The sequence below is a fragment of the Moraxella sp. K02 genome (genome assembly GCF_041154755.1).
Classification (GTDB): Bacteria; Pseudomonadota; Gammaproteobacteria; order Pseudomonadales; family Moraxellaceae; genus Faucicola.
In genome coordinates, this window is record NZ_AP031590.1 from 2415197 (window position 1) to 2440539 (window position 25343).

A 25343-nucleotide genomic window follows, 5' to 3' on the forward strand; every position below is an offset into this window, starting at 1 on the left:
GAGCCAAAATAACTGAGCCCAAATGACTGGGGTAAAAAGCTAGGTTTTATAAGCTATATTATATCAGAATACCAAGTTAGATCCGCGGTGATGCGGTGTTGAAAAAATAAAAAGGGACGATTATGTTTTCAAAAATCTTAATAGCCAATCGGGGTGAGATTGCTTGCCGCGTGGCAGCCACAGCCAAAAAACTGGGCGTGCGTACCGTTGCGGTCTATTCAGACGCTGACCGCTTTGCCAAGCACGTAGCCGTGTGTGATGAAGCCATTTATATAGGTGGTTCTGCGCCCAAAGACAGCTACCTGCGTTGGGAGCGCATTTTGGAGGCTGCCAAACAAACAGGCGCACAAGCGATTCACCCTGGCTATGGGTTTTTGAGTGAAAACGACGAATTTGCCCAAGCGTGCGTAGATGCGGGTTTGGTGTTTATCGGTCCCCCTGCGTCTGCCATCACCGCCATGGGGCTTAAAGCCGAGTCCAAACGCTTGATGGAAGCTGCCAATGTACCACTCATTCCAGGGTATCATGGTACCAACCAAGACCCTGATTTTTTACATAGCGAGGCCGACAAAATTGGCTACCCTGTGCTGATTAAAGCCAGTTCTGGTGGCGGCGGCAAAGGGATGCGGTTAGTTGAAAAAACTGAAGATTTTATTGATGCCTTAGGTTCATGTCAACGTGAAGCCATTAGTAGCTTTGGCAATGACAGCGTATTGATTGAAAAATACGCCCTGCGTCCCCGCCATATTGAAATTCAAGTCTTTGGGGACAGCCACGGCAACTATGTGTATTTATTTGAGCGTGATTGCTCGGTACAGCGCCGCCACCAAAAAGTGCTCGAAGAAGCCCCTGCCCCCGGTGTCAGCGTAGCAATGCGGGAGGCAATGGGCGCGGCGGCGATCGCGGCGGCAAAAGCGGTCAATTATGTGGGGGCGGGTACGGTTGAATTTATCGTGGAGCAGCGTGAGTGTTCACCCGAAGATAAATTTGGCGGCATGAATTTCTACTTTATGGAAATGAACACCCGCCTGCAAGTTGAGCATCCCGTCACTGAAGCAATTACCGGTACTGACCTTGTCGAATGGCAACTGCGTGTTGCCAGCGGCGAGCCGTTACCAAAACAACAAGCAGACTTGACCATCAACGGTCATGCGATTGAAGCGCGTATCAATGCTGAAAACCCAGACAACAACTTCTTGCCCGCCACAGGTACGCTAAATATTTATCGCACGCCAACTCACAGCGAGTTTAGGGTGTCAGATGTGCGTATAGATGATGGGGTACGCGAAGGCGATATCATCAGTCCTTACTACGACTCGATGATTGCCAAACTCATTGTCCATGCGCCAACCCGTGAGCAAGCGCTTGCCAAACTAGACAAAGCCTTAGCAGAAACCCGTATTGTCGGTCTGCCCAACAACGTGGCGTTTTTGCGTCATGTGGTGCAATCAGATTCGTTCAAATACGCCAATCTTGACACCGCATTGATTGAACGTGAAAAAGACGTACTGTTTGGGCAGCAGCGTGGTGAGCTACCTTGGCTGGTAGCCACCGCGATTGTCAACGAGCTTGCCCAAGAAACGCAAACCCAAAACCACGACCCCTTTAGCAAAACTGACGCATGGCGCGCGTATAGCCACTATGAGCGTCCGTTTGATTTGGTGTATCACGACAAGCCATTGTGGGCGGTTATCAGCCAAATTAACAAGCAAGTTCAGGGGCAAGCCAAGGATCAAGCATTTCATCTAACGATTAACGCCATTGCCAAAGCGGAAAAACAAGGCGCGGACGTTGTCACGCGCATCTATCAAGGCGATGTTCGTTATTTGCCCACTGCCGATGATACTTTTACCCTATGGCTAAGTGACGGAGAAACAGCCGGCAAGCGCCAACAGATGCAGGCATGGCGACACAATGAGCAAATGCATGTGTTCTCAAATCATGCCAGCGATACCATTACTTTAGTCGATAGCATGGCGCATGTGGGTGAGGAAGCCCAAGATGGCGGCAGTTTAAAATCGCCCATGCCGGGTCAAGTGGTGGCGTTTCGGGTCAATGTGGGCGATGAAGTGAAAAAAGGTCAAGCCTTGGCGGTGATTGAAGCGATGAAAATTGAGCATACCATCAATGCCCCTAGTGATGGCACGGTGGCAGAGTTGCTGTTCAAAGCAGGGGATTTGGTATCCGATGGCGATGAGCTATTAAAACTTGATACGGGCAGCCAATCATGAACTATCCAAACTTTGTCAAAATCATTGACGTGGGTGCAAGAGACGGGCTGCAAAACGAAAAACAAACCGTACCCAGCGACGTCAAAATCGATTTGATTAACGGCTTGATTGATGCAGGGGTACGCAAACTTGAAGCCACTAGCTTTGTGTCGCCAAAGTGGGTACCACAAATGGCAGACAATGATGCCGTATTAAATGGCATTAGCAAGCGCGATGACGTGGTCTATTCGGTACTCACGCCCAATATGAAAGGGTTTGATGCCGCCCTTGCCCACCGTGACCAATTTGCCAATTATGAAGTGGTGATTTTTGGCTCAGCGAGTGAAGCTTTTAGCCAAAAAAATATCAACTGTAGCATCGCTGAGAGTATCGAGCGTTTTGCCCCCGTGGCTGACGCTGCTAAAGCGCATGGCATCAAAGTGCGCGGTGTCATCTCTTGTACCGTGGGCTGCCCGTATGAAGGGGATATTTCAGCTGATAAAGTCGCCTATGTGACAGAAAAGCTCGTTGCCATTGACGCTCAGCATATTGGCATTGCTGATACCATCGGCGTGGGCACCCCTATCAAGGTGCAAAAAGCGTTGGATGCTGCCTTGCGTTATATTGATATTGACAATATTTCTGGGCATTTTCATGACACCTATGGTCAAGCACTTAGCAATACCTTAGCGGCATTACAAATGGGGGTATGGCAGTTTGATACCTCGGTGGCAGGGCTTGGCGGCTGTCCGTATGCCAAAGGCGCAACTGGCAATGTTGCCACCGAAGATGTGGTATATCTGCTACATGGCATGGGTATTGAGACGGGCATTGACCTCGATAAACTGGTCGATGTCGGACAAAAAATTAGCGCGTTTTTGGGCAGACAAAACGGCTCAAAGGTGGCAACAGCGATTTTAAATAAACGTAAAGCTTTAACAGTCAGTTAATAAACAAGGAATGACTATGAACTTAGGACTCGATTACCAACTTGGCGATGACATCAACGCCCTACGCGAAACCGTCAAAGCCTTTGCTGATGCCGAAATCGCCCCACGCGCTGCCGAGCTTGACCGCACCGACCAATTCCCGATGGACTTGTGGCAAAAAATGGGCGAGCTTGGGCTACATGGCATCACCGTACCCGAAACTTACGGCGGCGTGGACATGGGCTATGTGGCGCACATGGTCGCCATGGAAGAAATCAGCCGCGCATCCGGCTCAGTGGCGCTAAGCTATGGCGCGCACTCCAACTTATGTATCAACCAAATCAAACGCAACGGCACAGACGCCCAAAAACAAAAATACTTGCCAAAGCTCATCAGCGGTGAATTCATTGGTGCCTTAGCCATGAGTGAGCCCGGTGCCGGCTCAGACGTGACCAGTATGAAACTACGTGCCGAAGACAAAGGTGGCGTATATGTATTAAACGGCTCAAAAATGTGGATTACCAATGGACCGGATGCCGATGTGATGGTGGTGTATGCCAAAACCAACCCAGAGCTTGGGGCAAAAGGCATCACCGCGTTTTTGGTAGAAAAAGGCATGAAAGGCTTTTATACCGCGCAAAAACTTGACAAACTCGGTATGCGCGGCAGCCACACAGGCGAGATGGTGTTTGACAATGTCGAAGTCCCAAGCGACAACATTTTGGGCGGTCTTAACAACGGCGTTAAAGTCTTGATGAGTGGCTTGGACTACGAGCGTGCGGTACTCGCCGCAGGTCCCATTGGGCTGATGCAAGCGGTGATGGACAATGTCATTCCCTACATCCACGACCGCAAGCAATTTGGTCAAGCCATCGGTGAATTCCAGTTGATTCAAGGTAAAGTGGCGGACATGTACACCACCTTACAGGCAGGACGCAGCTTTCTTTACACTGTGGGCAAAAACTTGGATATGCTAGGCTCAGACCATGTGCGCCAAGTACGCAAAGACTGCGCCAGCGTGATTTTGTGGACAGCGGAAAAAGCCACTTGGATGGCAGGAGAAGGTATCCAAATCTTTGGCGGCAATGGCTATACCAATGAATACCCACTGGGTCGTATTTGGCGTGATGCCAAGCTATATGAGATTGGCGCAGGTACCAGCGAAGTACGGCGTATGCTGATTGGTCGTGAGCTGTTCAACGAAACCGCCTAATTGATTAGGTTTTTCAGCAAAAGCCCTAGCTAAAACTAGGGCTTTTTTATTAGATTGTCAAAATAGGTTGTCAAAATCCGCCTGATCAGCTGTTGCTATGTTAAGGTTGATTGTAAAATCGCTTGGTATTGCGCCGGTTTGAGACGGGGTCCGAACTGCTGAATGATTTGGCTTGCGACGCTACTGGCTAATTTGCCACAATCTGCCAAAGCATGACCGTGCGATAGCGCGTATAAAAAACTTCCCGCAAAATTATCCCCTGCGCCATTGGTATCTAGCACTTGATCAACGGGTAGCGATGCCACGTCAATCAATTTTGTTTCACGTGAAACATCGTCCCTTACTGCAATGATTGACCCTGCTGCGCCATTGGTCACCACTGCCATATTGGCAGCTGACAATAACGCTGCTGCCGCTTGCGAGTGACTGGTTTGGGTGGTAAATAGCTGCGCTTCATCACAGTTACAAAACACCGCATCCACGCCACCTTCTAGCATGGCATCAAGTCCTTCACGACCAAATTTGACCACGGCAGGGTCGGCAAAACTGACCGCGATTTTAGCCCCTTTGTCTTTGGCTTGTTGTTTTAGCTGAGCAATCGCCTGCTGTACCGAGGGTGACATAGCAAGATAACCCTCAAGGTACAACCAATCAGCATCATTAAGCGCATCAAAGTCAATATCGGTTTCACTGATTTCTGCTGAAGTGCCCAAATGCGTTTGCATGGTGCGCTCGCCATCTGGGGTCACCATCACCATACAGCTACCTGTGGTACCATCAGCAAATGACTTGGTAGATGTCTTGATACCTGCGGCATTTAAATCCGCCAAATAAAAATGCCCTGCATCGTCTTCACCGACACGGCACGCGTAAAAACAGTCGCTACCAAGGCTTGCGGCGGCATAAATACTGTTGGCAGCCGAGCCACCGCCGGCTTGTTTGGTTGCGGTGATATTTTGCGTAGTGAGCGAGGCGATGAGGTCAGCTTGCTCACTGTGACTGGCTAGGGTCATGTTACCTTTGTTCAGGCCTGTGGCGTTAAGCTGTGCATCGGTGACGACAAACTCACTGTCGACTAACGCATTGCCGATGGCGACGATTTTTGCCATTGTGGTTCCTTTTTAACGATTTTAAAAAAAATAGATGAGTTAAATTCAACGTGGTGTCATTGTAAATTAAAACCGTCAAAGTTAATATCTGAAAATTGGCTGACACGGGCAAATGATTGGCGCTGTGTTATCTGTGGTATCTGTGTTTTTTGCCTTTATAAAGCAGGTTTTGACCCCATTTAACTCAAAATAAATCCGACAAAACTGCTATACTTTCTGTTTTTACAGTTAGTTTTGCTGATAAATTCTGACAAATATTATGATGACACACAGGTAACTTCATGCCCGCAACTTCTCACGACTCTGCTTTAGATTTGACCCTGCACCCTGCTTTTACCCTACGCTCTCATGAGCGTATCGATGCGCTATCGCTTGATGTGCTGGTGAGCGAACATAACGCCACTGGGTTGATTCATTATCACCTCGCCCACCCGAGTGATGAAAATGCCTTTATGATTGGCTTTCGCACCCAGCCGATGACCGACCGCGGTGAAGCGCATATTTTAGAGCATACCAGTCTGTGTGGTTCTGAAAAATATCCCGTGCGCGACCCGTTTTTTAGCATGATTAAGCGCTCGCTCAATACGTTTATGAATGCGTTTACCGCGGCAGATTGGACGGCGTATCCGTTTGCCACCCAAAACCGTCAAGATTATTTTAACTTGTTGTCGGTGTATCTAGATGCGACATTTTTCCCAAGTTTAAATCCGCTCGATTTTGCCCAAGAAGGGATTCGCGTGGAGCTTGATGAAGACGGCAAACCACACTACAAGGGCATTGTGTTTAATGAAATGAAAGGCGCGATGAGTGGCGAGATTGACCAGTTGTATCATACGCTGGCGCGTCATTTATTCCCCACAACCACTTATCACTACAATTCTGGCGGTGAGCCTGCTGCAATTACTGAGCTGACTCATGCTGATTTGGTCAAGTTTCATCAAAGTCACTATCATCCAAGCAATGCGGTGGTGATGAGCTTTGGCAATATCCCTGTGGCAGAGACCCAAGCCCGTATCCATGAGGATGCATTGGCGGTGGCAGGCAAAGCGTTTGCTAAAGGGCAAAAACACGCCTCACGACTCGAAAAATCATTGACCGCGCCAATCAGCGTGACGGACACTTACAGTGTCGATATGGTGAAACCCAAACAAACCCATCACGTCATGGCATGGTTATTACCATCAATTTTAGACGGTAAGCAGCGCTTGGCTATGCGACTACTTGAAGGCGTATTGGTTGAACATGCAGGTTCGCCGCTGCGGGCGTATCTCGATAGCCATCCGCTGGCATCTGCCCCAACGCCGCTACTGGGCTTGGATGACAGCCATTATCAGATGGTGTTTTATGCGGGTGTCCGTGGCTCTGAGCCTGAGCATGGCGATGCCATTGAGCAAGGAATTTTGGACTTACTCAAACAAGTGGCGGACCAGCCTGTGGACAGTGAAGCGATTGAAACCATTTTGCACCAAATCGAAATCGACCAGCGTCATATCGGTGGCGATAGTATGCCATATGGTCTAAATTTGATGCTAGAAGGCTTTAGTACGGCTATCCACGACGGCGACCCCATGCATGTGTGGGATATCGATGAAAACCTAAACTGGCTACGTGAGCAAGTACAAAACCCGGATTTTATCGCCGATTTGATTCGCAAATTTTTGCTCGACAATCCGCATCGCGTGCGCTTGACACTCATCCCTGATGCCAGCAAATCTGAGCAACAAGCCAAGGATGAGCAAGCCAAACTTGACACCATCGCAGCGGCACTCACCGATGACACGCGTAATGCGCTCATCGCCCAAGCCAAAGCCCTTGCCGAGCGCCAAGCTACGCCTGATGATGTGGATTTGCTACCCAAAGTGGGATTGGCGGATATTCCTGCCCAAATTCAATTTAAAACAGGTACAAAACGCGATATCACTTTAAGTGGTGTGCCAAGTACGTTGTATGAATATGAAGCAGGCACCAATGGTCTGTACTATTATCAAGTGATTATACCCCTAGAAGGTCATGAAGCGCTTATCAATCACCCAGATTTACCAACCTATCTGAGCTTGATTAGTGAAGTAGGCACGCGCAAACACGATGCCTTGGCATTTCAAGCGCGGCAAGCACGCCATTCAAGCGGTGTGACGGTCAGAATCAGCCAGCGCACGTCACCTGACAACCCCGAAAAAATGGATAGCTTCTTAGTGGTCGCTACCCGTTCATTGTCACGTAAATTTGAAGCGATTGAGCTGGTTAAAGAAGTGCTCAACGACACTATTTTTACTGAATATGCGCGAATGGAAGAGCTACTGACCCAAAAACAAATGGGCTGGCAATCGCGCCTTGCCAATGCAGGTCATGCGTATGCCATGCAAACAGCGAGCCGTAACACCAGTAAAATCGCCCGTCTTGAATATGTACGCGGTGGTTTGCCTGCATTAAATAGCTTAACTGAATTTTTGCAGCAAGCGGAGCAAGATAGCAGTGCGTGGCAAAAGCTCGGAGAGCGCTTAGCCAGTTTACATCGCTACATCAAAGCCCTGCCAAAACAAGCGCTCATCATCGCCGAAGCAGAGGTATTACCGACGCTGCAGCAAGCAATCAGCGAGAGCTGGCAAGCCCCTGTTGATGAGCCTACCGCTACTTTAATCGAATCGCCCATTACCACTGACGGTAGCGATATCGCGTGGCTTGCGCAAACCAATGTGTTTCATCATGCGCTTGTCTTTGACGCCGTGCCGACCAACCATCCCGATGCCCCTGCCTTGATGGTGCTCTCAAGCGTACTACGCAACAACTATCTGCATCGTACCATTCGTGAGCAAGGCGGGGCATATGGCGGCGGCGCGAGCTATGATAGCAATGCTTGCTCTTTCAAGTTTTATAGCTACCGTGACCCGCGTGACCAAGCCACGTTTGATGATTTTTTGGGTAGTATTGATTGGTTACTCGCGCAAACCACAGGCGAAAAAACCGATGCTTGGATTGAAGAAGCGATTTTAGGATTGATGGCAGGAATGGATAAGCCCGCAAGTCCTGCGGGTGAAGCGGTCAAGGCGCTGTTTGCTGAGTTACATGGTCGCGGCAAAGAGTGGCAACAAGCGATGCGTGCCAAAATCTTGGCGGTCAGCCTTGATGACTTACAGCGGGTGACAAGAACTTATCTTAAAGACAAGCCATTTACTCGTGCCAGCCTTGCGCCGTTTGATAAAGCTGAACTCATGCAAAAAATGGGGTTTAAAGTGGAAAAGGTGATTTAATAATTTAAGTAGTGATACCATGTTAAATGATAATATCGTTGTAGGTCGTGTTAGCGACAGCATAACACGACCTACAACGATATATTGAATTTTGTTTTATTACTTAATTATGGACAATTAGGCTAGGTAATTCTCGCCTAGTTTATTTTATATACACTCGATTAAATTCATCAATCAAAACAGGCAATGCTTGTTGGTAATAATGTAACCAAGCCTGTTTAGCAGTGTTACCCCCATAATTGTTAATAAAACCATCACATAGCGATTTTTCAATTAACGGTTCATTGATAAAATTCTCGTCAAGGCGATTAACTGCGGTAATGACTCCAAATGTAGCCAATGCCTTTTTATCCAATTTTTCAAAATTATCTTGCCATTGATGCGTTTGAGCCAAATCGCTTTGTATCGTTGGAAAAATTGTTAATAAATTATCTGTTACAAACTGAATTTTATCAGCATAATCAGATGAAATTTTAGAGCAGCGGTGATAAAAATAGCCTGTGGCAGATACCGCAAAATTGGATAAAATAATTTGTTGGTCTAAAGAAGCAACTTGTGATTTATCAATAGGTTTTTCAAAATATGAATTGACAAGAATTTTTTCAATGTCAGAATTTTTTGTCTCTGCATGACATGTCAAACCCATAAACAACATAAGTGCTAATATTAATTTTTTCATGATTAACATCACTTAATTCTAAACCACCAGCAATTCAATGTTACCCAGTCCGTCAATTTGCGCCAGTATGGTATCGCTTTTGACCACCGCACCGACGCCCGCTGGCGTCCCTGTAAAAATCAAATCCCCTGCTTTGAGTTCAAAAAAATCCGATAAATTGGCAATGGTCTCTGCCACATTCCAGATTAACTGATTGATATTGCCTTGTTGTCTAGGCTCCCCATTCACCGCCAGTGAAATATTTGCTTGTTGTATCTGAGCAACGCTAGCAACGGGATAAATTTCGCCAATCGGTGCCGAATAGTCAAACGCCTTGCCAATCTCCCACGGGCGACCGTTTTGCTTCATGGCGTTTTGCAAGTCACGGCGCGTCATGTCGAGCCCCACGGCATAGCCAAAAATCAAGTTATGTGCCTGTGCTACACTCACATTGGCGCCCTCTTTGCCAATCGCAACCACCAATTCTACTTCATAATGTAGCGCTTGCGTTTTAGTCGGATAAGGCAAGTGGGCAACGCTATCGGGTCGAACCGCAATAATCGACTCGCTGTCACCGGCTTTACAAAAGAAAAATGGCGGCTCACGGTCTGGGTCACTACCCATTTCGCGGGCGTGGTCGGCATAGTTGCGCCCCACGCAATACACACGGCGGACAGGAAAAGTTTGCTCAGATTGATGGATGGGCAATGCCACCACTTGGCTGGGTGGAAAAATCGTATTCATGGTGATTCTACTTGGGTTATTGGGGTATCAGATGGCGGCTGGGTGATGGCAATATCAGTGACATGTTGGTCAGCGGCTAAATTGCTAGCAGGTTGCCACGCTTGCAAAAACTTATCATGGCGCAGGCTATTGTCTTGATTGGTGAACGATTGCAGATAGTCTCGGGTGGTGGATTCCCATTGCTCACTTTGCTCAGCTGAAAATTGTCCCGTCAATCGTTGGTGGCGCAAAAAAATCAGCCAAGTATTGAGCACATCACTTTCACAATAGGTGGTGAGCTTATCCCATGCCTCTGCTTGCACCATAGGCACCACATCATAGCCGTCCAACGCTTGTTTGCCTGCAAAGCCGCATAGGGATGCGACGACATCGAGTTTTTGCGACGTGCTATTCATGGCAAGCTTCACCATCAAATCGGTATGACGGTCATGATAGCGGTTGATATAGTTGTTGTATCTCATCTCACCGGTTTGGCTAAACAGCTTGGGCGCGGTTAGACCATGCTGTAACGCCCGATATACCATGACGGGTATATCAAAGCCCTTGCCATTCCAGCTCACCAACAATGGATTTTTTTCGATGGCATTAAAAAAGGTTTGAATCATTTGCGCTTCGCTATGCTCAGCCAGCGACAGCGATTTGAGGGTCATTTTGCCACCCGCCACCCACAACACCGAAAGACAGGCGATTTTGTGCAAAGGCAGGGGCATAAAAGGATGCCCAACATCTTGCTCACGCAGTGCCATAAGCTTGGTCATGGCATCGTTATCCGATAACCCAGCCAACTCAGGGTATAGCCGCTTGCCTGTGGCAACATCGGGTATGGTTTCGATATCAAATACTAAAATCGGCGATGGCGTAGCCATAATACTTCCTTGTTAGTTTCTGCTTTAGGTTATTGAGTATTAAGCGTCATCTTTAACACCAAACAACCCTGTTGATAGATAACGATCGCCACGGTCACAGACGATAAATGCAATCACCGCATCCGGGTGTTCTTTAGCGATTTGGTACGCTGCCCATGCCGCACCACCTGATGACACCCCCGCAAAAATTCCTTCTTCGCGAGCAAGCTTACGCATAAACACTTCCGCATCGTGCTGCTCGATGTCCATCACCCTATCGACCAAACTTGGCTCAAAAATCTTTGGTAAATAGGCGGCTGGCCATCGGCGAATCCCTGCGATATTAGCGCCTTCAGCGGGCTGTAAACCGATAATTTGCACGTTTGGGTTTTGTTCTTTTAGGTATTTGGACACGCCCATGATGGTGCCTGTGGTACCCATTGAGCTAATAAAGTGGGTAATCGTGCCATTGGTTTGCTGCCAAATCTCAGGACCTGTGGTCAGATAATGCGCTTGTTTGTTGTCAGGGTTGTTAAACTGGTCGAGTACGATGCCTTTGCCTTCTGCCTGCATTTGCTGGGCAAGATCGCGTGCCGATTCCATGTTATCGACTTCAATCAGTGTCGCCCCATACGCTGCCATAGCGTCTTTACGCTCTTGGGTAGAGTTGCTAGGCATAATCAGCGTCATCGCATAGCCGCGCATTGCTGCGACCATGGCAAGGGCGATGCCTGTATTGCCACTGGTAGCCTCAATGATGGTGTCGCCTGGCTTGATAGTGCCACGCAGTTCCGCTTGATAAAACATGTTATAGGCAGGGCGGTCTTTCACTGAGCCCGCTGGATTGTTGCCTTCAAGTTTGGCAAGCAGGGTGGCTGTGCCTTGGTCGGTTTGCGGTGCAAATCGCGCCAGCTTGACCAGTGGCGTATGTCCAATGCAGTCATTGAGCGTGCTGGTTTCAGTGATGAAATTATTATGGGTCATAAGACAACCTTAGTTTTTGGCCATGAACTTTTGATAATACGAGTTTTGAGTAGACGCATTTAGTCTAGCTTATAGATTAGCTAGCGTTAATTAGTTTTTTTAACAGTAAATTTTTTAGATTGCGCGCGTAGTTTAGCAAAATTCGTATCACCCGTCAGTGGCGAATCATGATTATTGTGCCAGTCATTTTTCAACCGCTACCCCATCTGATTTTATCTCGATTTTTTGCTGGGGTATAGACTTGTCAAAAATTTACTTGCGACAAAAACCCCAGCGACACAAGCAAAATTGGCTAAAATCCTATAAAATGAAACGCTATACCCCAAAACCCTGATAAAAAATCTGATGCCTAAATTAGGCTGATGCAAGGCTAGCAATGTGAGCAAACGATTTCACTTGGATTTTTCCACCGCTTATGGACAGTTGATACTGTTGGTGTTTTTGCCGATTAGCGCACTCGCGTTGACAGGTGGTTTTTTGGTGTTATCGGATACCAGCCGTGCTGCGCGTACCATTCAGCAATCAACCGCGGATAATTTGCTGGTGACTCTGCAGCCTGTCGCCGCTTCTATGCAGACGAATCTGATTAAAATCAACCAAGCGCTATCTACAACTAGCACTCAGCCTAATAGCAATAATAGCTCAAGTAAAGATGGCTTAAATAAAGATAACTTAAACAAAGGCAGCGCAAATAAAGCTGAGCTGTCACCCAAAGAATTGGCGGCGCTACAAGCCAATGTGAAATTTGCCCTACAAAATGCCATCAACGACAAACACTTGCAAGGCGTGGCGATTGTCAACGAACAAAGTAAAGTGTTGGTCAGTTTTGGTGATTTGTCACAACAGCCCAATCCGCGCTTGTTGCCTTTTTTGGGACGACACCTGCAAGCGCAAAGCAATACGCAGCAAACTTATTTGCTGACGCAGCTCAACACCCAATCCAAAAGCCTGTTTAATAGCAAGGGCAGTAGCTTATTTGGTCGAAAATTGGTACTAAGCGCGCCCGCCAATGCGACTGCCCCACTACCGACCTTATGGCTTATTGTCAATATTGATAATGAGCCGCTACAAGTGGCTCGCTATCAAGTGATGTTAGCGTTAGCGATTACCGGACTCTTTACTATTTTACTGCTGCTATTGACCACCCACATATATGCCAGACGCTGGATTGCGCCGATTTATGAGATGCGGTTACATTTGCAGCGCACCAACGCCAACAACCTGTATAAACCGATGACCATCAACGCCAGTGGTGAAATCAACCAACTGCAACAGGATTTGGTCAAGACCTTAAGACGTCTGCATAAAAGTTTCCAAGAGCTCAAAAATCACGCCGAACAGACCGAAGATGATTTGCGATTGGCTTTTGATGAGATGGAAATGCAAAACATCTCAATTCGCAATGCGCGTGATGCCGCGGTTTCAGCCAGTCAAACCAAATCGGCATTTTTAGCCAATATCAGCCACGAATTACGCACCCCACTTAACAGTATTGATGGGTTTATCAACCTATTATCCCGTCATGGCGGCTTAAATGCCGAGCAAGACTTGTACGTGCAAACGATTCGTAAATCTTCAGCGCACCTATTAGCACTGGTTAATGATGTGCTTGATTTTTCTAAGATTGAAGCCGGCAAACTGGTACTGGATAGTCATGAATTTGACCTGTATGCCAGTATCTACGATGTGGTGGATATGCTATCGCCACTGGCGGCAGAGAAAGATTTACGCCTGGCGGTGTTCTTCTATGACGATGTGCCGCATTATCTAGTGGGGGATGCGTTACGCACCAAGCAGGTTTTGACCAATCTTGTCAATAACGCCATCAAATTTACCGATGATGGCGAGGTCATTGTGCGGGTCAGTCTGGATGATGACATCGATGATTTAATTCATATCAGTGTGCAAGACACAGGACGCGGGATTTCGCCTGAGCATCAAAAAGTGCTGTTCCAAAGTTTTTCCCAAGGCGATCCTTCGATTACTCGTCAGTACGGCGGTACGGGGCTGGGATTGGTGATTTCAAAACAGCTTACCTATCTGATGGGCGGCAATATTGGTTTTTATGACAACGCCACTGAGCAAGCGGGTGATGCGAGCCAATCGCACAAAATCAAAGGCACGACGTTTTGGTTTACTTTGCCGATGAGCATCAGTAACCAAGAGCAGCAGCGCCTGCTTATCCATGACCCCATTTGGCAGTTACCCGCCATCGTCCCGCCAAAAAGCGATGCCGGTTATGTGGCGGCTGATACCACTGCTGCGGTAAATATCTTGGTTTGGATTGACCATCTTGCAAGCTTACAAGTGTTAAAAGGCTCGCTGCGTGAATTACCGATCGCCATTACTACCGCAAGTACGCTAGCCAGCCTACTTGAATCGCTCAAAGAAACAGGCAATCATTGGGATTGGGTCATCGTGGACAATGGCACCACTGAGGATACCACGTCGCTGCTCAAACAAGTACGCTTACATTATGCTGGTAAATTGCTACTATTTGGCTATCAAGTCAATCTTGAGCCAGAATTGTTGTCGCGTTACCAGGCACAAGCCTTGTATCAGCCGCTCGATCGCCGCCAACTTTATCAGCTGCTCGATAGCAATTCTGCCAGCAGCCAAGAGCCCACACTGCCGCAGTGGCATGGCTTTACTGTGCTTGCCGTGGATGACCATCTGCCCAATTTGTTGGTACTAGAAGCGTTATTGGCTGAGCTGAGCATTAATGTGGTGACGGTTAATAGTGGGTTTGATGCCATTGAATACATCACTACCCACCAGTCACAAAGCGATACCGCTGTGGATTTGATATTTATGGACATTCAAATGCCAAGAATGTCAGGCAGTGAAGCCGCCATCCAAATCCGTAAGGTTGAAACGCAAGCAGGACATAAACATATTCCGATTATTGCCCTGACCGCGCATAGTCTATCGGATGAACGCGATAAATTATTGGCGTCTGGGATTGATGACTATGTGGGCAAGCCAATCAGTCAAGCCCAGTTATTGCAAATCCTGCAACGCTGGTTGGGTAAACACAGCACGTCCGTATCCGCTGATGTGACTTTTGACTCAACCGCTGATGTGGCTTCTGACATGTCTGCTATCAACTCACCTAGCTCAGTGCGGTCGATAGCGCCTATAGCGTCTAGGGCAAATAACCTGCGTACTGCACCTGCAACCCCCAAAGAGAGTGCCGTATTTGCTCATACGCCATTAGCCGCCTCAGCAACTACCACCGATGACAACGCTAATTTGCCAAGCCTACCATCGGTCAGCAGTCAGCATAGCGCCGAGTCACTAGCAAGTCTTGCGGTCATTGATTGGGATGATGCGGTGATGCGGGTAGCAGGTAAGCCTGATTTGGCAGCCAATTTAATTACCCTGCTGATTGAATCAATTGAGCAGGAAAAAAGTGACTTGCAGCAGGCTTGGCAGCGCCACGACAGGCAAGCCTTATCCCACGTGGCGCATCGCATTTTAGGGGCGAGTCGTTATACGGGCGTACCACAGCTACGTCAAGCCAGTCAAAATCTTGAAGACAAGTGCTTGCTAAATATCAACAATAGCTCGCCTGCGCAATTTGCCATTTTGGCGCCTTATTATGAGCAAATGCTACAAGCGCTCGATAACTTGGCACAGGCTGATTTGAGCCAATTCCCTGCACTCAAATATGCCCAGCTCAAAGAAAACGACATGACTTGGAAGATGATTTGACACCCATCACCACAATGCCACCTAGGTTTGGCATACTTACTATTCCACGTTACCTTTCTTAAACGTATCGTCCGATATCGCCTCTTGTGCCCAACCAACAAAATCAGTAAAGTGAGATTAATGATTGCAAATCTTTGCGTTTTCGCAACATTTTTTTAAGTTTATTGGGACAGTTAAATTTTAAGGATGCGTATGTCGGTTTTGTCGGTATCAAAAATATTGCCGGGTGTAGGGTTTTTGCCATTTTATCAGCGTGCTACTGCTGTGTCTTTAGCGCAGCGGATCAAAGCGGCAAACGATAACCTTGCGCCCGATGTGCGGTTGGAACTTAGCGGTGATGATAGCGTCATTGTTTGGCTGACACGGATTGACAAGCGCAATGCGTTAAGTTTTGCGTTGATGGATAAACTCACTGATTTAGCCCACCTGCTCACCACATGGACGGACGTGCGGGCGGTGATTTTGGCAGGTGAAGGTAAAAGCTTTTCTACCGGCATTGATTTGGCGGATTTAAACAACCCAAAAAACCTAAAACAGGTCGCTTGGGAGCTTATCAAACCGTTTCAAAGTAAATTTCAAAAAGTGTGCCTTGTGTGGCGAGAACTGCCGATGCCTGTCATCAGTATATTGCATGGACATTGCCTTGGCGCAGGACTACAGTTGGCACTGGCGACCGATATCCGTATCGCCACAGCGGATTGCCAATTTGCCATTATGGAAGCCAAATGGGGACTGGTAGCGGATATGGGATTGACCCGGTCTGCGATGGGGGTGCTACGCGCGGACATCGCCAAGGAGTTAGCGATGACCGCACGGATTTTTGATGGTCAGCAGGCCTTTGACTACGGTGTGGTCAGCCATCTAAGCGACACGCCAATGGCAGTTGCGAAGAATTTGGTCACAGAATTAAGTAATCGCTCCCCCGATGCCGTCTTGGCGAGCAAACGCATCATCAATGCCATGTATCACACGCCTGCAACAACCTTGTATCAAGAAAAACTGTGGCAAATCAAATTACTGCTGGGACAAAACCGCAAGCTTGCCGTCAAAAAAGCCAAGGATGAAACCGTCAAATTTATTGGGCGTCAATTTAACTAATTTAACCCATGGCTTAATTGACCTTGGTGGGTGCCATCATGCTAAGACCCCTGTTCAAACGTCGTCTTATTTTTTTAGCCAGCCTATTTTTGGTAGCTATGGCGATTTTGTTTTTTATCGCCTGGTGGGGTCGTCTGCCTGTCAACACGGGCAAATCCAGCACGTATCAAACCGCTGTCATTACCAAAGACCATCAAAAAACGGTGGCAACCGATATGCCACCTGATGAGCCCTCCAGCCGTTTTCGCCAATTTGGCTCGCAAAGCATGGCCGATGGCATCGCAGAATTGGTTAAAAGCAATCCACAAAAAACGGGCGTTTATCCCTTGCCCGATGGCATGGATGCGTTTGCCGCACGTATGCTGCTCATTAGCACCGCAGAGAAAACGCTAGATGTGCAGTATTATATTTGGAATAACGACATCACTGGCAATCTGATGTTCCAAGCCATCAAAGAAGCGGCAGAGCGCGGTGTGCGCGTGCGATTATTGATAGATGACAATAATACCCGTGGTCTCGACCCAACGCTGTGGGTACTCAATGAACACCCCAATATTGAAGTGAGATTGATGAACCCCAATCGTTTTCGCTCGTGGCGCTGGCTAGGGTTTGTGGGCGATTTTGAGCGGCTCAATCATCGTATGCACAACAAATCTATCACCGCTGATAGCCAAATCACCATCACAGGCGGGCGTAATATCGGGGATGAGTATTTTTCTTTAAACCAAGAGATAGTATTTTCTGACCTAGATGTGCTGATGGTTGGGCATATTGTGCCGCAAATGTCACAAGCATTTGACCAATATTGGAACCATAAACTGGCTTTTCTTATCACCGATTTGGTCAAAAAACCTAAGGCATCCGCCCTAAACCAAGTGTTTATTCCAAAAACCCAAAAAGCCGATAAACCTGCGTCGCAACAACTCGACCCTGTGCTAAAGCTGAAAAACGACTATCTAAAGCGCTTGGTGGCAATCGACTTTGTCAACCAAATCAAACAACGAAAACTGCCGCTCTACTGGGCAAACGTCCAGCTATTGACGGACAATCCTGACAAACTGGGCAGCAAAGCCAATACCCAAGGGTTAGACATCAACCAAAGCTTAGGTAAAATCAGTCGTGAACTCAATTTAATCTCTGCGTATTTTGTACCCACGGAGCAAGGCAAAGACTATTTTATCAACCTTGCAAAAAAAGGCGTAGCGGTGAATATTTTAACCAATGCCATGAGCGCCACCGATGTCAAGCTCGTACATTCTGGCTATGCCAAACACCGCAAAGACTTACTCAAAGCTGGGGTCAAGCTATATGAATTAAAGCCCAATGCCATCAAAGACAATCTGCGTGATTCATACTTGACAGGAAGCTCTGCAACCAGCTTGCATGCCAAAACGTTTGAAAGCGATGGTGAAAAGGTGTATATCGGCTCATTCAACTTTGATCCGCGTTCAGCCTTGACCAATACCGAACTTGGCGTTGCCATCGCCCACCCTGTACTTGCCAACAAAATCCGCAATGAATTTTTGCAGGCCTTGCCAACAACCAGCTACACCTTGTCGCTCAAAGATGACAATATTCAGTGGTCAACGCTCGAAAACGGTCAAATCGTCACGTATGATGAAGAGCCACAAACCAAGGCTTGGCAGCGTACGCTAGTATGGATGCTATCGCACCTGCCGCTTGAAAAATTTTTATAAGCTGTCATTGTTATGAACTACAGCATTCGCCAATACGCTTAGCGCAATTGGCTATCCTTACTACCACGGCGATTAAATAGCTCAACTTTTTGCTGATGCTGTTCTAGGGATTGTTGACAACGCACGCACAAGCGCACCCCAGGCATGGCAAGACGCCGTGCTTCGGGAATCGGGGCATCGCACTCCTCACAATGGGTTAGACTCTCGCCCTGTGGCAATGCCCGTTTTGCCCGTTCAATCGCGTCATTAATAGTCGCTTCAATTTGCTCGTTTTCTGCGCCATCCGCAGCCCAACCACTTGCCATATTTTTCCTTAGATTTTAATAGGTTAATCATAATATGGTAGTGATTTTGTCAAATTTCAATAGCGTATTAAAGCCGTTATCGCGCCATTTTATTGTGGCTGTAAATCAATCACCTGACCTTTGATACCTGCCGCTTCATCACTCATCAAGGCAACATACGCACTCATCAAGTCTTCTGGCGCAAGCAAGGTGTTGGGGTTTTCGCTCGGATAAGCAGCAGCACGCATTTGGGTACGCGTGGCACCGGGATTGATGCAGTTAAAACGCAGGGTGGTGGTCTTTTGGGTTTCTTGGGTAAAAATATCGCTCATCCCTTCTACCGCCAATTTTGACAGCGCATACGCCCCCCAAAATGCGCGTGGACGGCTGCCAACACTACTAGAGGTAAAAACCACTGAGCCGCTTTGCGCAGATTTGAGTAGCGGTAGCAAAGCTTGGGTAAGGGTAAAGGTGGCATTAAAATTGACTTTCATCACTTGCTCAAAAATAATCGGGTCATACATCTCAAGTGGGGTCAATACACCGAGCAACCCTGCATTGTGTAAAACACCGTCCAAATGCCCGACTTCACGCTCAATCAAAATCGCCAATTGCTGCATTTCTGTGTAGCTTGCGCTCTCTAAATTCATCAGTAACATGGCAGGCTGTGCACCGCCTTCTGCTTCAATTAGGTCATACACGGCTTCAAGCTTGCTCGCGGTTTTGCCAAGTAGTAGCACAGTCGCGCCATATTTTGCATAGCTTAGCGCTGCTGCTTTACCGATGCCATCACCTGCCCCTGTGACAAGGATATTTTTGCCCGTTAGGCAGTCGGCAGGTGGGATAAAGTTACGGATATCATCATGCGTTGCTAAAGTCATAGTTTCCTCAAAATTTTTCTCAAAAGCTTGCTAAAAAATTTCCTAAAAATTGGTCAAATTGTTAACACCTTGTTTATGCATCAACCGCCTAGTCGCTTGTTCAAGTGTCCGCTCAAGCATCCGTCCAATCGCCCAGCAAAGCGGTCAATTCAGCGACACTATGGATGATGTTGTCTGCGCCCCAACTGCCCAAATCCGCTTGGTCTTCAGGGGGAATGTAACCATAAGCTGCCAAAATCGTGCGCATGTTCGCCGCATTGCCCGCTTGAATGTCACGAATATGGTCACCGACATACACACAATTTTTAGGCTGTAACTGACGCCCAAGTTGTTGATTCAAACGCGCTACTGCCAAATACATGGGCTCTGGGTCAGGTTTGGTGTGTTTGACATCATCAGGGCATACCAGTACAGCACAGCGCTCAGTTAGCTGAAGTCTCTCTAATAAATTTTCCGCCAAATAACGTGGCTTATTGGTGACAATGCCCCATACAATGCCGTGTGATTCCAAATTTTTTAACAGCGAATCAAGCCCATCAAACAAGCGGCTATCGACACAGATATCAGCTTCATAGGTGTCCAAAAACTCTTGCCGATAAGCCAACAAGGTTGGTTCATCCTCAGCCACATTGGCAAGCTCGCCAAACATCAGCTTGACCATCGCTCTGGCGCCTGCAGAAACTTGCTCGCGAATGGCAGTATCACTGGGCGCTGGGTGCTGATGTTTGGCGCACATCACTTTAATAATGCGGACAAAATCAGGTGCGGTATCAATCAAGGTACCATCAAGATCAAACAATACAGCTTGGCATTTTTCAGTCATTTTTTGCTCAAATCAACAATTAATATTTAAGTAAAGCCAACTACTGAGGTTTGTAGACTGCCATCATGTAGTTAACGTCAACATTTTGTGCCAGCCAATAGTGCTTGATAAGGGGATTGTAATGTAAACCAATTAAATCTTGGCGTTTGCAGCCTGCGCGCTGGGCAAAACGATCTAGCTCAGCTGGGGTGATGAATTTTTCATAATCATGTGTGCCGCGTGGCAACAAGCGTAATAAGTATTCAGCGCCAATCACCGCAAACAGGTAGGATTTTGGGTTGCGATTGATGGTCGATAGTACCAATACGCCATTGGGTTTGAGCAGGGTAAAACAAGCATTGATAATGGACTGCGGGTCTGGCACGTGCTCGAGCATTTCCATACAAGTCACCACATCAAACTCACCAGCATGCGCTTTGGCAAAATCTTCTACCGCAACACAAGCAAAATCAATCGCTTGGCTAGTTTGCTCGGCATGGATTTGTGCTGCCTTGATGTTCGCCTCTCCCAAATCAATACCCGTCACCGTGGCACCGCGCACTGCCATACTATGCGACAAAATACCACCACCACAGCCGACGTCTAACACTTTTTTGCCTGTTAAGCCTGATTGCTGGCGGGCGATGGTTTGCTGTTCAATCCAGTTTAAGCGTAGCGGATTGATTTGGTGCAAGGTGGCAAACGCGCCTGATTTGTCCCACCATTCATTGGCAAGGTCGGTGAATTTTTGTACTTCTTGTAAGTCGACGTTTTGCTGTAGGTTCGGTTGTGTCATGATGATAGTTCCGTTTGATTTTTACTTCGCTATTTTTTTAATTCGATACTTTTTATTTTAATAGCGTTACTTCAATAGCGTGTTATCGCGTTTTTTGAAATGCGGTTGCTTGCTAACCACAATTGCTATCAAAAATAGCCTTATTCTAACAGTTTTTAGCCCATGCGCTGTAGAATTTATGTGGCAGGCTGATAGCGTAAAATTGTAGCGTAAAATAGCTGATTACTACCCAGCCGCATAACTGCCCAATTTTGGACAGTACTAATAAAATAAACTTAAAAAGCATACTTTGTAATTTAGAAAATTTAACTAACATATTGCTTATGTTTTTCACCACTGTAGTTTTTTTTAGTTTACAAAGGATTACACTTAGGCACGTCCTCAATTTATGATAGTATAACGCGCAGGTATTTTCGTATTTTGAGCCCTGCTAGCAAGCGATTTTCTATAAGATACTATTCTTTATAAGATACTATTCTTTATAAGATACTATAAGATATGAGCCGTGCTAGACCCTATGATTTGACTGTTAATGAGGCAACCATGAAAAAATTAGCAATGACCGCAATCGCCGCCGCTATCGGCTTGACCAGTTTATCAACCCAAGCTGCAGATTTTGTAGCGGGTCAAGACTATAAGGTGCTTGCAAACCCAGAAAAAATTGAAGGCAATAAAATCATTGTTCGTGAATTTTTTTGGTATGGTTGCCCACACTGCTACAAATTAGAACCTTACATGGCACAGTGGTCGAAAAAATTGCCCGCTGATGTGGTATTTATGCAGACACCAGCTGCGATGAACCCTGTGTGGGAACAAAACGCGCGCGGTTTTTATGCTGCGCAGTTGTTAGGTTATCAAGGCAAAACCCACCAAGCGATGTTTGACGCCATTCAAAAAGACCGTCAAAAATTGTTTGATCAAGCCTCTATCGGTCAATGGTACGCATCAAAAGGCGTGGATATCAATAAATTTAACAGCATGTACAATTCTTTTGCAGTGAATACCCGTATCGCACGCTCAAAAGATGCGGCGCAGCGCTTCCAACTATCAGGGGTACCTGCGGTTGTGGTTGATGGCAAATACGTTGTTGAGGGTGAGGATGGTAAAGTGCCACAAGTGGTTAACTATCTCATCAATAAAGCCCGTGCTGAGCGTGGTGGTAAATAATCCGACAGCCATTTGCTGAGGATTAATAGTTTTAGCCTAGATGGTTTTAGCTTAAATAGTAAAAAAGCCGTTTCAATGAATTAGCATTGAAACGGCTTTTTTTATAGGAGCGGCTTTTTTATGGTAGTTAATAAAACCTAGTGGTCGGCTGGCGTGCCGCCTTGTGCCACAATCCAATTTTCTAGCTGTTTGGTTTTTTCATCCAATAGCGTTTTATCACCGCTTGCTTCGACATTGAGACGAATCAGTGGCTCGGTGTTAGAAGCGCGGACGTTAAAGCGCCAGCGTGGAAAATTGACCGACAAGCCATCAAGTTTATCGAGGGTCGCCGTTTGGCTATCAAATTGTGGGTAGCTCTCTTCAAGTTTTGCCAATACTGCGGGCGCAGTGATACCGTCTAATTTAAAGTTAATCTCACCTGAGATGGGAAAAGCGGCAATCATCTCATCAACCAGTTGCGACAGTTTTTTTGGCGCCTCTGTTTTGCCTGATTTTGATAGCAATTCAATCACCAATAACCAAGGAATCATGCCACTATCGCAGTAGTTAAAATCGCGAAAATAATGATGCGCAGACATCTCGCCGCCATACACTGCGTTGTTTTCACGCATGACTTGTTTGATAAAAGAATGCCCTGACTTACTGATGATCGCTTTGCCACCGGCCGCCGCGATGACGCTTTCGGTATTTAAGATATTGCGCGGGTCATAGACAATCGCCTCGGCAGGGTTTTTATCCAAGAAAGCTTTGGCAAGCACCCCTACTACATAGGTGCCCTCCAAAAATCGAGCGTTTTCATCAAAGAAAAAACAGCGGTCAAAATCGCCATCAAACGCAATCGCTAAGTCCGCTTTCTCTGCCAACAGCTTGTCTGCCGTCACTTTACGGTTGGCAATAATCATGGGATTGGGAATACCATTGGGAAAACTGCCATCGGGCGCATGATTGATTTTGACAAAATTAATAGGCGCGTTGGCAGCTTGTAGACGCTGCTCAAGCAAATCAATCGTTGGCGCGGCACTACCGTTGCCACAGTTGACGACCACTGTCAAAGGTCGTAACGCGTTGACGTCAATATAGCTTATCAGATGGTCGATATAGGCGGTTTTGTCTGCTTTTAACTGATACTCGCCTTTACTGGCTGCCGCTTTAAATGCGCCTTTTTCTGCGATTTGTTGAATGTCTGCCAAGCCGGTATCCGCGCTAATAGGTTTGGACTGTTCACGCACCAATTTTAGCCCGTTATAATTGATGGGGTTGTGACTGGCGGTCACTTCAATACCGCCAATCGCGCCATAGTGACTGGTGGCAAAATACACTTCTTCAGTGCCTGTCATGCCCAAATCAATCACATCGATGCCCGCATCTAATATGCCTTGAATGGTGGCTTTTTTAAGGGCTTCACTACTGGGGCGGATATCACAGCCAATCACAATCGCTGATTTTTGCTGATTTGATAGCGGTGCACTTAAAAATTGAGCGAAAGCACGTCCGATACGGTAGGCAATGTCCTCGTCAAGATTTTTACCGAGTTCGCCGCGGATGTCATAGGCTTTAAAAGACGAAATTGTGATGGGAGAAAAATCATTCATATACGTGGCTCATGGGATTAAGAATTAAGAATGTCATTCAATTAACTGTTAATTATTCACAATCAGTTATTCACTGGCAATGATCAGCTATCACCAAACACATCGCGGCTATACACTTTTGTCTTGACGTGCGCTAATTCGGGATGTAATCGGTTCGCGACAATCACATCGCTCGTTTCCAAAAAACTCGCTAAATCATTGACTACGGGACAATCCATAAACTGCGGTGACGACAGACTGGGCTCATAGATTTTTACATCAATGGCATGTTGTTTGAGCAGTTCAATAATGTCCAAAATTGCAGAATCTCTAAAGTTATCGGCATCTTTTTTCATGCTCAAGCGGTACACACCCACGGTATTAGGCTGCTTGGCGATAATTTGACGGGCAACAAAGCGTTTGCGGGTATTGTTGGCATCCACCACCGCATGAATCACATTGGCAGGAATCCCTTCATAATTGGCTTTGAGCTGTTGAGTATCTTTGGGTAGACAATAGCCACCATACCCAAATGATGGGTTGTTGTAATGCATGCCAATCCGCGGGTCTAAGCTCACACCGGTGATAATCGACTCACTATCAAGCCCCATGCTTTCGGCAAAGCTATCTAACTCGTTAAAAAATGCAATACGTGTGGCAAGGTAGCTATTGGCAAATAGTTTGACCGCCTCCGCCTCGGTGGGCGGCATAATTTGGCTTGGTGTTTGGCTTAGCGTGTCAGTTTGTTCGCTGGCAGTTTGGTATTGGACGATTAGTTGGTGGCAAACATCTTGCAGCGCTGGCACATGGTTTATATCACAGCCAACGATAATACGTGACGGATGCAGGTTGTCATATAACGCTTTGCCCTCCCGCAAAAACTCCGGCATAAACAAAATACGCGTATCAAATTTTGCCTGCATGTCAACGGTAAATCCAATCGGCACAGTCGATTTGATCACAATCGGCACTTGTACGTTGTGAGCGCGTACGGTTTGGATACTGGCTTCCACCGATGAGGTATCGAATTTGCCAGTGGCGACATCGTAGTTGGTCGGTGTGGCAATAATCACCAAATCTGCGGTTGAAAAATCCGCCTCACTTACCAACTGCGCCGCTAAATTCAAGGACTGGGTTGCCAAGAACTGCGCAATCAACGCATCGTCAATCGGCGACGCTTGCTGTTGTAATTGGGCAATCTTTTGGGCGTCGATATCGACCAAGGTGACTTGGTTAGCAAGTTTTGGCTGGGCTAAAAGTACCGCATTGGACAGACCGACATAGCCTGCCCCAATGACAAAAATAGTTGTAATCATGGGTGATGGAACCTTACGAATCGCAGCAAAAATTAGCGACACCGTCGCTTATTTTCAGCATTGATATTTCTTATATT

At 46.9% G+C, this 25343-nt stretch carries 19 protein-coding genes; 8 read left to right on the plus strand and 11 right to left on the minus strand.

Translation table 11 applies throughout. The features are described from left to right. The first annotated feature begins 122 nt into the window (after positions 1-122). From ACAM39_RS10960 to ACAM39_RS10970, 3 genes are read left to right on the plus strand one after another with little or no spacing between them, the layout of a single operon-like run. Entirely contained in the window at positions 123-2231 is a 2109-nt protein-coding gene (locus tag ACAM39_RS10960; RefSeq protein ID WP_369627697.1) for an acetyl/propionyl/methylcrotonyl-CoA carboxylase subunit alpha, read from the plus strand. After that, on the plus strand, positions 2228-3160 hold the full coding sequence (locus ACAM39_RS10965; protein WP_369627698.1) for a hydroxymethylglutaryl-CoA lyase: 933 nt from the start codon (positions 2228-2230) through the stop codon (positions 3158-3160). Before ACAM39_RS10960 ends, ACAM39_RS10965 begins: the two co-directional genes overlap by 4 nt. Positions 3161-3176: 16 nt before the next feature. Then, the gene (locus ACAM39_RS10970) at positions 3177-4352 is read left to right on the plus strand and encodes an isovaleryl-CoA dehydrogenase (protein WP_062333259.1); all 1176 of its coding nucleotides are present in this window, start codon (positions 3177-3179) and stop codon (positions 4350-4352) included. A 95-nt stretch (positions 4353-4447) separates the two neighbouring features. Here the strand turns inward: ACAM39_RS10970 and ACAM39_RS10975 are convergent, their stop codons facing one another. After that, entirely contained in the window at positions 4448-5461 is a 1014-nt protein-coding gene (locus tag ACAM39_RS10975) for an adenosine kinase (protein WP_369627699.1), read from the minus strand. Between the two features lie 281 nt (positions 5462-5742). Here ACAM39_RS10975 and ACAM39_RS10980 point away from each other — a divergent pair, with 281 nt between their 5' ends. Then, a complete protein-coding gene (locus tag ACAM39_RS10980) occupies positions 5743-8709 on the plus strand; it encodes an insulinase family protein (protein ID WP_369627700.1) in 2967 nt (988 codons plus the stop codon). Positions 8710-8851: 142 nt separating this feature from the next. Here ACAM39_RS10980 and ACAM39_RS10985 read toward each other — a convergent pair whose 3' ends face one another. From ACAM39_RS10985 to cysM, 4 genes are read right to left on the minus strand one after another with little or no spacing between them, the layout of a single operon-like run. Beyond that, on the minus strand, positions 8852-9388 hold the full coding sequence (locus tag ACAM39_RS10985; RefSeq protein ID WP_369627701.1) for a hypothetical protein: 537 nt from the start codon (positions 9386-9388) through the stop codon (positions 8852-8854). 18 nt (positions 9389-9406) lie between these two features. Beyond that, positions 9407-10111: a fumarylacetoacetate hydrolase family protein gene (locus ACAM39_RS10990; protein ID WP_369627702.1), complete on the minus strand. Its 705-nt coding sequence runs from the start codon at positions 10109-10111 to the stop codon at positions 9407-9409. Then, on the minus strand, positions 10108-10977 hold the full coding sequence (locus ACAM39_RS10995) for a 3'-5' exonuclease (protein WP_369627703.1): 870 nt from the start codon (positions 10975-10977) through the stop codon (positions 10108-10110). The genes ACAM39_RS10990 and ACAM39_RS10995 overlap by 4 nt, the downstream gene beginning before the upstream one ends. Positions 10978-11016: 39 nt before the next feature. After that, positions 11017-11940: a cysteine synthase CysM gene (gene cysM / locus ACAM39_RS11000; RefSeq protein WP_219299785.1), complete on the minus strand. Its 924-nt coding sequence runs from the start codon at positions 11938-11940 to the stop codon at positions 11017-11019. Between the two features lie 378 nt (positions 11941-12318). On the opposite strand from cysM, the gene ACAM39_RS11005 reads away from it, so the two are divergent. The 3 genes from ACAM39_RS11005 to ACAM39_RS11015 all read left to right on the plus strand — a co-directional run bounded on the left by ACAM39_RS11005 (position 12319) and on the right by ACAM39_RS11015 (position 18449). Continuing rightward, complete coding sequence (locus tag ACAM39_RS11005; protein ID WP_369627704.1) at positions 12319-15654, plus strand: ATP-binding protein; 3336 nt, start codon at positions 12319-12321, stop codon at positions 15652-15654. Between the two features lie 192 nt (positions 15655-15846). After that, positions 15847-16752, plus strand: coding sequence for a crotonase/enoyl-CoA hydratase family protein (locus ACAM39_RS11010; protein WP_312539986.1), 906 nt, complete (start codon positions 15847-15849; stop codon positions 16750-16752). Between the two features lie 38 nt (positions 16753-16790). Next, positions 16791-18449 (plus strand): phospholipase D family protein, encoded by a 1659-nt coding sequence (locus ACAM39_RS11015; RefSeq protein ID WP_369627705.1) that lies wholly within the window; start codon positions 16791-16793, stop codon positions 18447-18449. Between the two features lie 38 nt (positions 18450-18487). Here ACAM39_RS11015 and ACAM39_RS11020 read toward each other — a convergent pair whose 3' ends face one another. The 4 genes from ACAM39_RS11020 to ubiG all read right to left on the minus strand — a co-directional run bounded on the left by ACAM39_RS11020 (position 18488) and on the right by ubiG (position 21212). After that, positions 18488-18754: a DksA/TraR family C4-type zinc finger protein gene (locus tag ACAM39_RS11020; RefSeq protein ID WP_007116234.1), complete on the minus strand. Its 267-nt coding sequence runs from the start codon at positions 18752-18754 to the stop codon at positions 18488-18490. Between the two features lie 89 nt (positions 18755-18843). Beyond that, entirely contained in the window at positions 18844-19614 is a 771-nt protein-coding gene (locus ACAM39_RS11025) for a YciK family oxidoreductase (RefSeq protein WP_369627706.1), read from the minus strand. Between the two features lie 112 nt (positions 19615-19726). Then, positions 19727-20437 carry an HAD family hydrolase gene (locus ACAM39_RS11030; RefSeq protein ID WP_369627707.1) on the minus strand — a complete coding sequence of 237 codons (711 nt, stop codon included), beginning with the start codon at positions 20435-20437 and terminating at the stop codon, positions 19727-19729. Between the two features lie 40 nt (positions 20438-20477). After that, the gene (ubiG, locus tag ACAM39_RS11035) at positions 20478-21212 is read right to left on the minus strand and encodes a bifunctional 2-polyprenyl-6-hydroxyphenol methylase/3-demethylubiquinol 3-O-methyltransferase UbiG (protein WP_007116237.1); all 735 of its coding nucleotides are present in this window, start codon (positions 21210-21212) and stop codon (positions 20478-20480) included. 543 nt (positions 21213-21755) lie between these two features. Between ubiG and ACAM39_RS11040 the strand changes: the two genes are divergently transcribed. Next, complete coding sequence (locus ACAM39_RS11040; RefSeq protein WP_040403627.1) at positions 21756-22379, plus strand: thiol:disulfide interchange protein DsbA/DsbL; 624 nt, start codon at positions 21756-21758, stop codon at positions 22377-22379. A 137-nt stretch (positions 22380-22516) separates the two neighbouring features. On the opposite strand, the gene ACAM39_RS11045 is transcribed toward ACAM39_RS11040, so the two are convergent. Both ACAM39_RS11045 and ACAM39_RS11050 read right to left on the minus strand, forming a co-directional pair. Continuing rightward, the gene (locus ACAM39_RS11045) at positions 22517-23971 is read right to left on the minus strand and encodes a phosphohexomutase domain-containing protein (protein ID WP_369627708.1); all 1455 of its coding nucleotides are present in this window, start codon (positions 23969-23971) and stop codon (positions 22517-22519) included. An 83-nt stretch (positions 23972-24054) separates the two neighbouring features. Beyond that, positions 24055-25266 (minus strand): nucleotide sugar dehydrogenase, encoded by a 1212-nt coding sequence (locus ACAM39_RS11050; RefSeq protein ID WP_312534256.1) that lies wholly within the window; start codon positions 25264-25266, stop codon positions 24055-24057. Between the last annotated feature and the right edge of the window lie 77 nt (positions 25267-25343).